Genomic DNA, 13,591 nt, shown 5'->3' with positions numbered 1-13,591 from the left:
TCCACCACCGCACGATAGAGGCGTCCGCGTTCGCGGAGGGGCTGCCGCGGGTGGCGCAGCGGCTGCATGCGTCGGATCCGAAGCGGTACCCGGAACACGTGTGGGCGGACTGGCTGAGCGGTGAGCACGAGGTGGACCACAGGCGCTCCGTGCTCGCTGATTTCGGGCGCAGGGCGGGGCGTGCGGTGCTTTCGAATTGTCGTGTTCTGAACGAGGGTGTGGATATTCGAGCGGTGGACAGTGTGGCCCTGTTGGATCCCAAGGGGTCCGCGGTCGATATCGTGCAGGCTATTGGCCGGGCGTTGCGTCAGAAACCCGGGCAGGGGAAGATTGCGACGCTGATCGTACCCGTGTTTCTGGCACGGGGTGAGCAGCCGGAAGACATGTTCACGTCTTCTTCGTATCGCCCTTTGGTGAAGGTTCTTGAGGGGCTTCGGGCACACGATGAACGTGCCATTGAGATGCTCGCTATTCCGCAGGAAAACCAGAAACAGGTCGTTGATCCGTCGCAGAACATCGGTCCGGAGCCGGAGGAGGGTGAGGAGGAGTCACGGCTGCTGCTCCGGTTCGCAGCCCCCAGAGACCCCGTGATGATCGCGAAATGGGTCAAGTTCCAGATCCTCGACACCGAACGCCAGGACTGGACCCGCGGCTACGACACCGCCCGCCGCTACTTCGACCGCGAGGGCTCCCTGGACGTGCCCTACGAACACACCGAAGACGCCTACCCACTGGGCCGGTGGCTGTCCGACCAACGGCGGTCCTACCGGGCCGGGACCATGTCCAGCACCCGGGCCGACGAGCTGGAAGAACTCGGCATGATCTGGGACACCGCCGACACCGCGTTCGCCGAAAACCTCGCCGCGGCCCGCGCGTACTACGCAGAAGCCGGCACCCTGGCCGCGCCCCGCCACGCCACCGCCCTCGACAAACCGGTGGGGCAATGGCTCACCAACCTCCGACGCCCAGGCGGACTCGGCAAGGACCCCGAGCGCGCGGCACGGCGTGCCGAGCAGCTCGCCGCGATCGACCCCGACTGGAACCCAGGACAGTTGGGGTGGACCGTCGACTGGCAACGCCACTGGGCCGGCCTGCGCGAGCTGGTCCTCGCCGGCGGTGCTGGCCTCGAGGAGATCGTGCCGGGGGTGACGCATCGCGGCGACGACATCGGACGCTGGCTCGCACGGCAGGTCCGCGACTGGGCACGCCTGAACACCGAGCAGCAACGCCGCCTCGGCGAGGTGGGCGTGAAACCGGCTGCACGACCCCAGAAGGCCACAGCGCGAGCCAACGTGAAGGCCGGGGCAGCGAAGGGCTCCGACGCCTTCACACGGGGCGTAGCAGCCCTCCAGCAATACATTGCGCGAGAGGGGAAGCACGTGGTTGGCAGGCAGCACGTCGAAGAACTCCCCGACGGTACCTCCGTACGCCTCGGCGTCTTCCTCAGCAACCAAAAGAGCCGCCGCGACCGCCTCACCGACCAGCAACTCGCACAGCTCGCCAACCTCGGATACGACTGGGCATGAAGGACTTGTAGCACGCGCCCGATCAGCCTGCTGCTATCCGTCCCGCTATTCGTCCAGGTGATCAAAGGCGGGGCCACGAGTAGGCTCACCCTATGTCCGCTATGCCCGCGATGTCGGCTTCTTCGCTCTCGCACGGGATTGATGTCGCGACGCGTTACCTGGACCTTGCCGGCGTCTTCTCGTGCGCCCTGCTGGGCGGTGCGGTGGCCCGCACGGCCGGCCTGGACCTGTTCGGGTTCCTGGTGGTCGGCATCATCTCCGGTCTGGGCGGGGGCTTGATCAGGGATGTGCTGCTGCAGCACGGCACACCGGTCGCGCTGACCGACTACGCCTACCTGCTGACCGCCGTCGTTGGTTCCGTGGTGGTGTTCCTCATCAAGATCAGCGAGGAGTCCTGGAACCGGCTGTTCACCGCGCTCGACGCCGCGGTCATCGGGTTCTGGGCAGTCGCGGGCGCCAACAAGACGCTGGCGGTCGGCCTGGGTTGGCTTCCGGCCGTCCTGCTGGGCACCCTGACCGCCGTCGGCGGCGGCGCCCTGCGCGACGTCATCCTCGGCCGAGTGCCAGCTGTCTTGGGCCGCAACGGCCTGTACGCCACCGTCGCCGTCGCGGTAGCCGGAGTCACGGTGCTCTGCTCGTACCTCGGCGTCCCCCAGGTCGGCATCGGCCTGGGCATCGCCCTGGCCCTGGTCTTCCGGCTCACCGCCGTGCACTACGACTGGAACCTGCCCAACAGTCTGGACTGGCAGCCCCGCTCCAAACTTGCCTCGACGATGCGGCGCCGCTCCGATCCCGCCACCCGAACCGGGGGAGAAGAGCAGTCCGAGCCGCCCAAGGAGTCATCATGACCGACCGTGCCCCCACCGTGCTGGCCGGCCTCGACGGCATCCGCTCCGACCTCGAGGACATCTACAAGGACCTGCACCGACACCCTGAACTCGGTCTGCAGGAGTACCGCACCGCGAAGAAGGCATCCGACGCCTTGCGGGCCTTCGGCTACGAAGTCACCGCCGGCATCGGCGGCACCGGCGTGATCGGAGTCCTGGCCAATGGCGACGGCCCGACGGTCATGGCCCGCGCCGACATGGACGCCCTTCCGGTACGCGAACAGACCGGCCTGCCCTACGCCTCCACCGTGACCACCACCGGCCCGGACGGCACCGAGCAGCCGGTCATGCACGCCTGCGGGCACGACGTGCACGTGACCTGCCTGATCGGCTGCGCACGGCTGATGGCTCAGGCCCAGCACGCCTGGCGGGGTACCTTCGTGGTGCTCTTCCAGCCCTCGGAGGAGAACGGCGACGGCGCCGACGCCATGATCGACGACGGTCTGACGTCCAAGTCGCCCAGGCCCGACGTGGTGCTCGCCCAGCACGTCCTGCCCTACCCGGCCGGCTACGTCGGCACCCGCCCCGGGTCCTTCCTGTCTGCCGCGGACAGCCTGCGCATCACCGTCCACGGACGAGGGGCGCACGGTTCCATGCCCCAGGCCGCGGTCGACCCCGTGGTCCTGGCCGCGATGATCGTCGTACGCCTGCAGACCATCGTCTCCCGGGAATTGGCCGCCACCACCCCCGCCGTAGTCACCGTGGGCAGCATCCACGCCGGCACCGGCCCCAACGTCATCCCCGACAGCGCCGTCATCCAGCTCAACTTGCGCACCTACGACAACGCCACGCGCACCCAGGTCCTCGACGCCATCGAACGGACCGTCAAAACCGAGTGCGAGGCGTCCCGCTCGCCCAAGGCACCCGAGATCGAGCGGACCACATCCTTCCCGCCCACCGTCAACGACGAGGCGCCTACCCGGCGCGTCGCCGACGCCTTCGCCGCCCACTTCGGCGACGACGCACACACCATCGACCTGCAGACCGCCAGCGAGGACATGAGCGAGATCCCCAAGGCGTTCGGCGCCCAGTTCACCTACTGGGGAATCGGCGGCATCGACCCCGGCCGCTACGCCGAGGCCGCCAAGAACGGCACCATCGCCCAGGACATCCCGGTCAATCACAGCCCGACCTTCGCCCCCGTCATCCAGCCCACCCTGGACACCGGCGTCAGCGCCATGACCGTAGCCGCCCTCGCCTGGCTCGGCACCTGACACAAGCCCGGGCGCTCGCTGACGCGGAACGGCACCCCACTGACATGAGAGTGGGACGGCGCCTGGTCGACGAGATGGCGCGGCCGGCGGAAAGCTGGGCCAGACCGCTCTCGAACTCGCCCCGGCCTACCTGTCCGACCAGGAAGCCACCGACACCGTCCTCGCCCGGTACACCGGCGTCGGCTGCCCCGTGGACACCCTCCTCGCCACACGCCACTGCGCCCTCACCGGCGACCACCGCGCCCTGCAAGGCACCTGGATCTGACACCCTCACCGCGGTGCGCGGCGGCTACGTGCGACGCAGGCGGGCCAGGATCCCGATAGTCTCGGCGGCCTCCGCAGCCGAGACCGCCCGTTCTACCGTGGGCGGCTGCTGGCCTGTCCGTGCCTGTGCGGCACCCACGACCGGTGGGCGGGCGACCTCCGCCAGCCGCACGCCGACCGGTCGTGGTTTCTCAGCCGGCCTGCGAGATGCCCTGCACGAGCTGGCTCAGGACGCTCAGAACTCCCTGACCGAAGTCTGTCGGCGCAATCAACACCCCGAAGGCCAGCACGATGACCACGGTGAACTTCTCGTCCAACCGGCTTCTGGCCTGTGTCCGACGGCGCAGCCGCAGAACGACAATGACAGCAAGCAGCACCGCCACATTGATCGTCAGCACCCGACCAGTCCCCCCGTCGCACAAGAGAGCGTCATCCGCCCTCCTTGTGTAGCGCGAGCCCGCTACGAGAGTGGCCCGGTTGCCGATCATTGGCGGCAAAGCGCACCCCTGGCCGGAATCATCGAGGATGCGACCTACAGAGGCATCACGATGGCGGCAACTGGCTTAGGTCGCACGGCAAGAGCATGGGGGGCTGGACGCGCGGGATCTACCGGACCAGGGTGTGTAGATGAACGACGACAACCATGCAGATGAGACGCCGCAGGACCGGATCGCGAAGGTCGCGCTCTACCTGGAGTCGGTCAGGGCCCGGATGCCCCCAGAGCAGTTCGAGACGCTGCATGAGGCCGTGCACGAGATGATCCAGCTGCTCGCCGACGGCCACGACGGCTTCCTGGAAGCCGGTGACCGCAACGACTTCACGGACGAGGTTAGAAAGAGGTCCTCATCGTGATGGCAATCGTGACGACCGGCCGCATGGATCACCAGGTCGTGGACATGCCCGGCCCTGACGGCAGCCCCGGCTACGCAGTCGTCTCCCCGGAACTCGCCAACGATCCCCAAGGACTGGCAGAACTCCGCGACAAGCTCCACGGGCCTTGACCCCGAATCCTGAACACGGGTTATGCGGCTGGTGCCAGCGTAGTTGGTGGGTGGAAGTCGTTCTCGAAGGCGATCGGTGATCGTTGTCCGAGGCGGGAGTGTCGGCGCCGGGTGTTGTAGCGGTGGAGCCATCTGAAGGCGTCGAGTCGAGCCTCGCGCTCGCTGGGCCAGCTCTTTCGTCCCTGCAGGGTCTCGCGTTTGAAGGTCGCGTTGAAGGACTCGGCGAGTGCGTTGTCCGCGCTGGACCCGACCGAGCTCATGCTTCGCCGAACCCCTGCTGACCTGCAAGCTTCAGCGAAGGCCCTGCTCGTGTACTGGGCTCCGTGGTCGGTGCGCATGATCGATCCGGCGCTGCTGCCGCGGGTGCGGATCGCCGCGGCCAGGGCGTCGGTCACGAGATCCGCGCGCATGTGGTCGGCGATCGCCCAGCCGGCCAGACGGCGCGAGGCCACTTGAGCATCAGACAAAAGCCGAGCCGGTCGGGCCCGAAGGTGCGTGAGAGCGCGCAGCGCCCGGACCGGGCCCAAGCGCAGCGCAGGCCCGGCACGCAGCACGGTGGGACGGGCAGCGCAGCGGACCACCCCACCGACCGACACGGACCACGCAGCGCCCCACCCCCGAAGAGGAAAAGACGCTGCGCCTGTCTCTGAACCTCGAATCAGATGCAGTCGGCACCGGGCGGGCACGGTTGCGAGTGACGCGATAGCCAACGGCCACAGTGACCGGATCGCTCCGAGAGCGTTAAAGATCACACCGGGCGCGCGCCCGACAACGAATTTTTAGGGGAGCCGATGAAGCGCAAGACCATCATGCAGATCAGGGCAGCCGCCCTGATTGCCGTACCGTCCATGGTCCTCTTGGGCGCCGTGAGCACTGCTGGCACGGCACAGGCAGCGCCCCTTGACTCGTCCCCGGGGGTCGGGTCAAGCAACGGCGCGAGGGTCAACTTCTGGCAGGGAATCTCGATTACTGATGAGTCAGGTAACCCGTACGCCTCATAGCTTCCATGCACCTCGTCAGGTCAGTCCAGGCCGTACTACGAGACGGTGAGCACCGGTTCGCCGTTGTCACCGCCAGTGATCTCGGCAACGACACATGTCTTCCAGGCGGTGCCAGCAGGCCGCATCGGCCGATGGGTGGCTCGGCCAAAGCACCCCGCCCCGACTCAGCCTGAGCGACGATGTCGGGATGACGATGAAGCGCATGGTGTTGGTCGTGACGTGCGTGGTGGTCACCGCCTTGGGGTGGGTGTTCGCCGTGTCGCAATGGGAGACAGCAAGCCGGATCGCGACAGTGGCCTCCGCTCTCGCAGGCGTGGCGGCCGTGGGTATCGGAATCTGGCGCTTCCCGGCGCCAGCCCGTCTGGCCAGGATGGCCTGAGCGCGCGTCAGATTGATCTCGTCAACGGTTCCTCGCCTGACGCCCGACGAGGCGCAGTTCGCAACAGGGGTGTTGGCTCTGAGACCGATGGGCGCGCACGTTGTCGCGGGCGGGCAGGGGGATGGTGGTCGGCGCGGTCCAGGGCCGCTCGGCGACATCGCTCTCCCGGGGAAGATGGTGCTCCCGCCACTGAGCAGCGGGCGCTCTCGTAACTCGGTTCTGGCACACATTCCGTAGAGCGGTTACGGAGAGTCAGATCCCGTCAAGGAACGCGCTGGGGTCTGCCACGCTGATTCCGAAGCTGGCACAGCGGCGGTCAGGCGCGAACCAGGAGTACGACGCCTGCGGCCAGGAACGCGAGTCCGAAGACAGAGAGAAACCCACCCCAGATTCGCACGAGCCGCCGCTGGAGTGGGGCGTACCGCAGGAAGTCCATCCCTGGATGCTCGAATCCCAGTCGGTTGAAGGTGCGCAGGAGGCTGGGGTCGGCGTGGGCAGGGTTGAGGTACGTATCCACGGCCCGTTGAGCGATACCGCGGTGGTCCGTCGCCAGCGCAAGGCCGAGGCGCGCGTGCGCCCGCAGCACCGGGCGGCGCCGTTCGCGCTCCTGCCGTTCGCCGCCTCGGGCCCGTCCCTGCTGCTCCTCCAGGTGCCGAACGCGCTGTGGACCGCCGTGCTCGTGAGCCTGCCCATGGTCCTCGTGCAGCGCGAGATCCCCGGCGGCGCGGGCACCGCCGCCGCGCTCTTCTCGGCGACCTTCCCCGTCGCCCAGCTTCTCGCCGGCGCCCTCACCGGCCTCGTCGCCGCCCGGACCGGCTACAGCGGCACCTTCTGGTGCGGCGCCGCGCTGTGCGCGCTGGCCTGCGTGCTGCTCCGGGCGCGCGGGCGAGCGGGGAGGAACCTGCCGGGGTGAGGCGGGCGGCTACCAGGTGCCCCGGACTTCTTCAGGGCTGGAGCCGAAGACGAGGTCGAGGACGCGGCTCATGCGTGGGTCGTAGACGTGGGCGTCCGGCTGGGCGACGCCCTCGGAGCGGTCGTAACGCCAGCCGCTGTTCACACCCGCGAAGTGCCGGTGGTGGATCTTGTCGGTCTTCACGGTTCCCGAGCCTGCGACGCTGTGCACGCGCCACTGCGTGGTCATCTCGTCCACGACGCCCGGCAGGGCCGCCCACTTCACCGTCGTCGTGCCCTTGGAACGGTGGTGGTAGTCGGTGAAGCGGCGCTGGCGGTCGGAGGCCATCGGGGTGCGCGTCGCCTTGGCCATCCAGTAGCCGGAGAACATCACGACGCCGGTCTCCGACTCGGCGGCGTGATCGAAGACGGACCGGCCGTCATCGGCGAGCATCAGCTCGTCGATGTCCGCGCTGATCACACCGGCCGCCTGGGATAGATAGCGGAAGCGGCCGTGCTCCAGGAGCCCGTACTGGCAGTAGTCCGAGTCCCAGATCTTGTTGGGGCCGCCCTGCGGGCCGAAGGGGAAGGGCCAGTCCACGACGACGGCCGTGGTGATCCCGTCCACCTCCGCGATGGCGTCGGCGACGTCCTGCGGGGTGTAGCGCGTGGAATTGTTGTCGTAGAAGACGATTCCGGTCACCCCGTGCACGAGGTGGTAGTAGCGCAGGAAGTCCTGGATCCAGACGAGGTCGTTGTCCTTGGACTTCGTGATGATCGTGCGCTGCCCGGCGAAGAGGTCCGACTCGTTCGGCGCGATGTCCGCGCTGAACCTGTCGTTCCCCAGGCTGAAGGACAGCTCGCGGCCCGCACCGGCCCCCGCGATCACCGAGCGCTGCGTGCGGCCCCAGTCGCGGAGACCGAGGTCGCCCGTGACGTCGACGCCGTCGACGCGCCAGGCCCCGTTGCTGAGCGGCGCCTTGAGGTTGCTCACCGGCGGGCCGCTCAGCCACACGTCGTCGCCGTGCTGGAAGGCGTCGTAGAAGAGGGTGCGGGCGTCGAACTGCTCAAGGTATTCGGGCTGCCGGTCCTCCGGCTTGCGCGGCGGCTCCCGGCGGAAGAGGGAGGAGAGGGGCAGCGTCACCGCGGACGGCCGGACTACCTTGATCACCTTGCGCTGCGGCTCCCCGCTCGCCCGCCGCAGGTCCCAGGCCCGGCGCGAGAGACGGACCGGTTCGAGGAATTCATCGAGAGTGAGGGAGCCGGAGCCGTGCGCGTACCTGCGGCGCTCCGCCTCCAGCTCGGCCACGCGGCGGTCGAGGCGCGCTAACTCCGCCCGCAGGGCCTCCGCCGGCGCGTGGGTGTCCTCGACGGCTCCAGATATCATTCTCGCTCCCGTTTCCGAGCGCCCTCCGGTAGGCCGGTCGCCGGGTCACGGCCGGCGGCGGTGCGCGCCGATGAGGACGACGGTTCGCAGTCAATGAAGCGACAATCGTATGGCAGTCCATCGCGCCATCGCGGTGCCGCTTCGCGCGAGCCCGAAGGGGTGCCTGGCAGTGGCCGGAGACCTGGCCGGGCGGTGACCCGGTCCCCGTCGTCACAGGGCGCAACGGTGCTGGTCAGCCCCTTCCGGCCCGGGTTGGTGCGCTGGCACGCCGCACCGCCCCGGGGGATCAACAAGCTGGTAGTCAACGTCCAGGCCGCAAGGCTGGACAGCACCTACCTGGCGCAGACGGCGGTGTTCTTCAAGGAGCTCGCGACCGAGAAGGCGGACACCCTGGCCATCGGACTCTTCGGGGTCTACACCGCCATCAGCGCCGAGCCGCACACGCTCGACAACATCCGCGACCTCTGGCCGAAGCTCTGGCCCTACATCTCCGACGACACCCGCTTCTGGGCCGGCACTGCGGGTGCCGATTAATCATCCGTCCAGCTCAGGCGGCAGGTACTCGTGGAGGGTTCCGCCGAGCCGATCTCGTCGGTGGATGTCCAGGGCTGCGATCTGTCCTGGATTGTTGGTCGGTTCGGGCAAGGGGCGGAGCGGAGCGGCTTGGTGCAGGGTCCGGTGCGGTCGATGGCCGTTGTAGAACGACTCGAACTCGGATAGGGCGTGGAGTAGGTGGCGCTGGTTCCATATGAGGGTGTGGTCCAGCAGCTCGCGTCGGCAGGTCTGTACCCAGCGCTCCATGATGGAGTTCATGCGAGGCGTTCGGATGCCACAGGTCACCACGCGCAGGCCCGCATCCTGGAACACAGCATCGAACGCCGCGGTGAACTTCGAGTCCCGGTCACGGATCAAGGACGTCGCCCTTGCGCCCGCGTCCTCCAGGTCCATGACGAGATTGCGTCCCAACTGCACCACCCAAGCTGCGGTCGGATGCGCAGTAGCGCCAAGGATCCGGATGCGCCTGCCGGCGTGCTCGATGACGGCGAAGACGTACAGGCGCGCCCCGGTCAGGGTGCGGGTCTCGAAGAAGTCGCAGGCGAGCAGCGCGTCCGCCTGGCTGTGCAGGAAGTCGGCCCAGGTAGTGCTCTGGCGTTCCGGGGCGGGTGGGATGCCGTGTTCGCGGAGGGTTTCCCAGACGGTGGAGGCTGCGACCTTGATGCCCAGCGCCGCGAGCTCACCGTGGATTCTGCGGTACCCCCAAGAGCTGTTCTCGCGTGCCAGGCGAATGACCAGGGTGCGGATGGATCGGACCGTGGGCGGGCGTCCGCGCCGCTTCGGTGCGCAGATCGCGGCGTGGCGCCGTTTGAGCAGGTCGCGATGCCAGCGCAAGATCGTGTCCGGGCGTACCAGCAGCGGGAGTTGGCGCAGCTTGTCCATCGGAAGGTGCTGGAGCAGGCCGGCGAGCAGCGCGCGGTCGGTGTTGGTGAACGCGGCCTTGCCGGCTTGGCGCTGCAGGACCAGTATCTGGTGCCGCAGCGCGAGGATCTCGATGTCTTTGTCCCGCTCGCTCATCGGCAGCAGCCGCAGCAGCGTGAAGGTGTTGGTCACGGCGAGGTAGGCCAGGCGCAGCAGCACGGCAGATCATGATGCCGCCCGACCGCCATCCATGTGAACAACACGGGCGAACTGCGCGGTAGCAGCGGACCATGTCATCGACGATCAAGCTCCTGACCTGGCCGGATGATTTATCGGCACCCGCAGAGTCGGTGCAGTAGCGCCGCCAGGAATGCCCGATCTTTCAGGGTGAACCGCACCCTCTTCTCGCCCAGTTGGCGTTCCAGGACCGTGATCTGATGGCGCAGGGCGAGGATCTCCGCGTCCTTCTCTCGATCGCTCATCGGTAGCAGGCGCAGCATGGCGAACGCGTTCACCATGCCCAGGTAAGCCAGTCGAAGCAGCATGGTCGATCATCATGCCGTGGTGATCGACAACCCACGCGAGGGCACTGGCTCAAGCGACCGCCGTGGACATCGCCTACACCGTGCACACCGGCGCCCACCAGCGCGGATGAGCATTCGGCAGGCGCACCGCCGCTTTGTGCAACACCCGTCCGCTGACGTTGCCGTCAACTACTGCCGTCAAGGCACGCAAAGGGCCCCACCGGAAGGAAAATCCGGTGGGGCCCCTTGGTATCTCTCAGACTGCGATAAACCACCAATTGACGGATCGCTGGCGAGTCCCTCAGTCCAGATTCAAGTCATCGACGGAGACTTCATTCAGCGAGTGTCCAGCCTGCAACGCCCAGGGGCGACGACCGAGGATCGGGCGAGGAATTCCAGGCCCCCATGAATCCCAGGACTGGAACTGCTCAATCGCACCCAGGGCCGGGCCGTAAGGGCCAATCACCACCCCCGAGCTGATCGACTGAGAGAGAAGCCGAAGAAGCTTCTTGACCTCATCTAGAGAAGGTTGCGGCTCCCTGCTCCAACATCCGAGCCATGAAACCGCAGGCGCCGATTCGGCCGCGCGGACGCAGACCCATACCCGCTCAGCGGACTCCTCATCTCCGCGCAGCACAAACGCAGTGAAGTGCACCGGAGCGTCTAGTCGCACCGCAACGACGTTCATTGCCCTCCTATCATCATCTCGATAAGCGTATTTGGATCCATTCGACCAGAAAGAACTCGATTAGCGATTTCCGCCGTACGATTGTTTCCATCGACGATATTCAACCGCGACCCCGGGAGCCTGATATCGTCACCCGGCGCATACTCTCTGAATCCCGTAATGGGCTCCTGCCCGCTAAGGGCTGTCCCGTAAATGATCTCTGAGCGGCCTCGGGCATGGTGGGCTGCTGTACAGCTGGGTGGTCTATCCGGCGAGGGCGAGGTTGTGCATCCGTGCGATTCCGAGCATGGCGTGGTGGACGCCGTCGCCTTTGAGGCGGCAGTCGCGGAGAATCTTCCAGGTCTTCATGCGGGCGAAGACGTGCTCGACGCGGGCGCGGACCTGTTTGTGGGACTTGTTGTGGGCCTGCTTCCAGTCAGGCAGCTCCTCGCCCTTGCGGCGCCGGTGGGGCATCACGAGCCCTGTGCCCGGATAGCCCCCGTCGGCGATGGTCACGCTCGTGCCGACGGCGGCCTTCGCACCGGACTCCTCCCACGCCTTGCAGTCGTTGCGGTTGCCCGGCAGGGGCCGCCCGACCACCACGACAAGGCAGGTGTCGGCGTCGATGACGACCTGATGATTGGTGGAGTACCGGTAGTTCTTCGACTGCTCGGCGACAGTGTGATCGCGGGTGGGCACGAGGGTGCCGTCAACGATCAGCACCGTGTCCTTCGCGAACCGCTTGCGGGGCCGGAGGGCGAGCATCGGCCCGAGGTGATCGATGATCCGGTCCGCCGCCGACTTGGAAACCCCGAACAGCGGGGCCAGCTGGCGCATGGTCAGGTTCGTGCGCCAGTAGGCCGCGACCAGCAGTGCCCGGTCCTCCAGCGGCAGACTCCACGGCCGGCCCCTGCGGACCGCATCCGCACCCTCACGCCGCAGGACCGCTACCAACTTCCCGAATAGGCGGGGGCTCAGCCCGGTGAACGGGGCTATCCAAGACGGCTCCGACGTCGTGATCACACCAGCCATACCAAGATCATCTCACCCGTGAACAAAGAGATGACTCAAATACGGACGCTCAGCCGCAGGTCAAGCAGGTGACGTAGGCGGGCAGAGGCCCCACGGAGGGTCCCGAGCTTCCTCACCTCGTCCACCTCAAGCTCCAGCCGGTCTGCGAGAGCAAGCGCGGCGGCGTAGGGCCGTTCGCCCTCCTCGAGCTTCGCGGCAACGGCATGGAGGACAGCTCGAAGAACGACGGGGTTCGCGCCGGGATGTTCTGCCAGCAGGCGAAGGAGCTTGTTGTCGTTCCAGACGCTGTCTCGGGCCGTGCTCAGTTCCTGGAGGGCTACGGGCGGGGTGTGGGGATTGGCGGCCAGGGCTTGCCAGACGAAGGGGTACGGACATTGCGCGAGACGCTGCAGCACAACGCTGTCTCTCTCGGCATGCGCCAGTGCGAGGTAGTCGGCAGGCGTGGGCACGACGATGGCCTCTCAGGATGGTCGAGGCTGTCATCTTGCCACTGCACCTTGCCCCACCTGTCCTGATCATCACTTACGGGACAAGTCTTAGGACCTCCGAACCGAATCAGATCTTCATTTGAGAGTGCCGACACTCCCCCATGTCCAGCATCTACACTGCCGTACATCTGCTCGTGAGTTGTCGGGTTTCCGGCAACTCGTTCCAGCATCTCTCCAGCCCTCGCGTAAAACCTGGTCGGCTGCGCGTGGATAGGCAAGCCAGCCTGGGCTGAATTCGTCGGGCCACAGGTATTGTGCACCAAGACCGGCGTGGTCCCCGCGAGCACATAGTACGTGTGGAGGTCGGCGACAGTCAGGTTGTACATGTCTGCCGCCCCAGTCAACGCCTGCACGCTGACGATGCGGATGTGACGGTCCGTTGCGGTGGTGAGCGCGTGGCCTGAAGTGAGATCGCCGGCCTGGACCCAAGCGTGGAGGGTGGCGTCCCAGAAGGGATGGCGAGAGGTGGTGTGCAGGACGGCGGTATGACCGTTGTTACGACGGATCGTCACATTGACGAGGTCGCGGTCATGGTGAACAAGTTGTGCGGTGACGGTGCGGGGACCTTGGTGCTTGCCGTTTCCGGGCTCGGCGGACTCAACGCGGTCACCGGGTTTGATTTGCCACACGACTTGTAGGGTTCCCCCTTCGCTTCACCTGCGTACTGGGCGGTGGGAGTGCGGCTGCGGCCAACACACGTAGTTCCGCGTCCGACGTGTCGCTATGCACGCCGCGCCCAACGCTGTGACCCAGGGGGAACGATGTGGACGGCGCCCGCATGCCTTCTCCCTGCCCTATCCGCCCCTGCCGCGGACACGGGTGCTGGCGGCTCAGTAGCCCGGCTCCTTGTGGTGGGGGGACGTCGTCGAACACCCGCTGCACAGCAACGTCACGGCACACCGAGCGGCGCCTGG

General features: G+C 67.1%; 17 protein-coding genes and 1 pseudogene. 8 read left to right on the top strand and 10 right to left on the bottom strand.

Translation table 11 applies throughout. The features are described 5' to 3' along the window. The 3 genes from OG963_RS42850 to OG963_RS42840 form a co-directional block, all read left to right on the top strand. Nucleotides 1–1,526: Helicase associated domain protein (locus OG963_RS42850; RefSeq protein ID WP_371800244.1), on the top strand; the 1,526-nt coding region annotated here is incomplete at its 5' end. A 92-nt stretch (nt 1,527–1,618) separates the two neighbouring features. Beyond that, nucleotides 1,619–2,374 (top strand): TRIC cation channel family protein, encoded by a 756-nt coding sequence (locus tag OG963_RS42845; RefSeq protein ID WP_319741055.1) that lies wholly within the window; start codon nt 1,619–1,621, stop codon nt 2,372–2,374. Beyond that, the gene (locus OG963_RS42840) at nt 2,371–3,627 is read left to right on the top strand and encodes a M20 family metallopeptidase (protein WP_371800243.1); all 1,257 of its coding nucleotides are present in this window, start codon (nt 2,371–2,373) and stop codon (nt 3,625–3,627) included. Before OG963_RS42845 ends, OG963_RS42840 begins: the two co-directional genes overlap by 4 nt. A 455-nt stretch (nt 3,628–4,082) precedes the next feature. On the opposite strand, the gene OG963_RS42835 is transcribed toward OG963_RS42840, so the two are convergent. Then, nucleotides 4,083–4,289: a hypothetical protein gene (locus OG963_RS42835; RefSeq protein ID WP_319741057.1), complete on the bottom strand. Its 207-nt coding sequence runs from the start codon at nt 4,287–4,289 to the stop codon at nt 4,083–4,085. A 229-nt stretch (nt 4,290–4,518) separates the two neighbouring features. Here OG963_RS42835 and OG963_RS42830 point away from each other — a divergent pair, with 229 nt between their 5' ends. Both OG963_RS42830 and OG963_RS42825 read left to right on the top strand, forming a co-directional pair. Further along, nucleotides 4,519–4,743, top strand: coding sequence for a hypothetical protein (locus tag OG963_RS42830; RefSeq protein WP_356476044.1), 225 nt, complete (start codon nt 4,519–4,521; stop codon nt 4,741–4,743). Next, nucleotides 4,743–4,892, top strand: coding sequence for a hypothetical protein (locus tag OG963_RS42825; RefSeq protein ID WP_319741059.1), 150 nt, complete (start codon nt 4,743–4,745; stop codon nt 4,890–4,892). Before OG963_RS42830 ends, OG963_RS42825 begins: the two co-directional genes overlap by 1 nt. A 20-nt stretch (nt 4,893–4,912) precedes the next feature. On the opposite strand, the pseudogene OG963_RS42820 reads toward OG963_RS42825, so the two are convergent. Beyond that, nucleotides 4,913–5,338, bottom strand: a pseudogene (locus OG963_RS42820) (transposase); the annotation flags it as partial. A 742-nt stretch (nt 5,339–6,080) separates the two neighbouring features. Here OG963_RS42820 and OG963_RS42815 point away from each other — a divergent pair. Beyond that, nucleotides 6,081–6,272, top strand: a complete 192-nt coding sequence (locus tag OG963_RS42815; protein WP_319741060.1) for a hypothetical protein — start codon at nt 6,081–6,083, stop codon at nt 6,270–6,272. Between the two features lie 316 nt (nt 6,273–6,588). Here the strand turns inward: OG963_RS42815 and OG963_RS42810 are convergent, their stop codons facing one another. Further along, nucleotides 6,589–6,789: a hypothetical protein gene (locus OG963_RS42810; RefSeq protein ID WP_319741061.1), complete on the bottom strand. Its 201-nt coding sequence runs from the start codon at nt 6,787–6,789 to the stop codon at nt 6,589–6,591. Between the two features lie 6 nt (nt 6,790–6,795). Here OG963_RS42810 and OG963_RS42805 point away from each other — a divergent pair, with 6 nt between their 5' ends. Then, nucleotides 6,796–7,185 (top strand): hypothetical protein, encoded by a 390-nt coding sequence (locus OG963_RS42805; RefSeq protein ID WP_319741062.1) that lies wholly within the window; start codon nt 6,796–6,798, stop codon nt 7,183–7,185. Nucleotides 7,186–7,194: 9 nt separating this feature from the next. Here the strand turns inward: OG963_RS42805 and OG963_RS42800 are convergent, their stop codons facing one another. Beyond that, nucleotides 7,195–8,550, bottom strand: a complete 1,356-nt coding sequence (locus OG963_RS42800; RefSeq protein ID WP_319741063.1) for a capsule biosynthesis protein CapZ — start codon at nt 8,548–8,550, stop codon at nt 7,195–7,197. Between the two features lie 225 nt (nt 8,551–8,775). Here OG963_RS42800 and OG963_RS42795 point away from each other — a divergent pair, with 225 nt between their 5' ends. Next, nucleotides 8,776–9,084, top strand: a complete 309-nt coding sequence (locus OG963_RS42795) for a hypothetical protein (protein ID WP_371800242.1) — start codon at nt 8,776–8,778, stop codon at nt 9,082–9,084. On the opposite strand, the gene OG963_RS42790 is transcribed toward OG963_RS42795, so the two are convergent. The 6 genes from OG963_RS42790 to OG963_RS42765 form a co-directional block, all read right to left on the bottom strand. Next, nucleotides 9,085–10,185, bottom strand: coding sequence for an integrase core domain-containing protein (locus tag OG963_RS42790; protein WP_319741065.1), 1,101 nt, complete (start codon nt 10,183–10,185; stop codon nt 9,085–9,087). 110 nt (nt 10,186–10,295) lie between these two features. Continuing rightward, nucleotides 10,296–10,511, bottom strand: a complete 216-nt coding sequence (locus tag OG963_RS42785; protein ID WP_319741066.1) for a hypothetical protein — start codon at nt 10,509–10,511, stop codon at nt 10,296–10,298. A gap of 280 nt (nt 10,512–10,791) precedes the next feature. Next, nucleotides 10,792–11,178: a hypothetical protein gene (locus tag OG963_RS42780; protein WP_371800241.1), complete on the bottom strand. Its 387-nt coding sequence runs from the start codon at nt 11,176–11,178 to the stop codon at nt 10,792–10,794. Nucleotides 11,179–11,421: 243 nt separating this feature from the next. Then, the gene (locus tag OG963_RS42775; protein ID WP_371800240.1) at nt 11,422–12,189 is read right to left on the bottom strand and encodes a transposase; all 768 of its coding nucleotides are present in this window, start codon (nt 12,187–12,189) and stop codon (nt 11,422–11,424) included. 35 nt (nt 12,190–12,224) lie between these two features. Continuing rightward, the gene (locus tag OG963_RS42770) at nt 12,225–12,584 is read right to left on the bottom strand and encodes a hypothetical protein (RefSeq protein WP_371800239.1); all 360 of its coding nucleotides are present in this window, start codon (nt 12,582–12,584) and stop codon (nt 12,225–12,227) included. Then, nucleotides 12,506–13,306: a polymorphic toxin-type HINT domain-containing protein gene (locus tag OG963_RS42765; protein WP_371800238.1), complete on the bottom strand. Its 801-nt coding sequence runs from the start codon at nt 13,304–13,306 to the stop codon at nt 12,506–12,508. The genes OG963_RS42770 and OG963_RS42765 overlap by 79 nt, the downstream gene beginning before the upstream one ends. Between the last annotated feature and the right edge of the window lie 285 nt (nt 13,307–13,591).

The sequence above is a fragment of the Streptomyces sp. NBC_01707 genome (assembly GCF_041438805.1).
In the GTDB taxonomy this organism is placed as follows: Bacteria; Actinomycetota; Actinomycetes; order Streptomycetales; family Streptomycetaceae; genus Streptomyces.
This window is presented reverse-complemented; position numbering and strand designations above follow the sequence as displayed.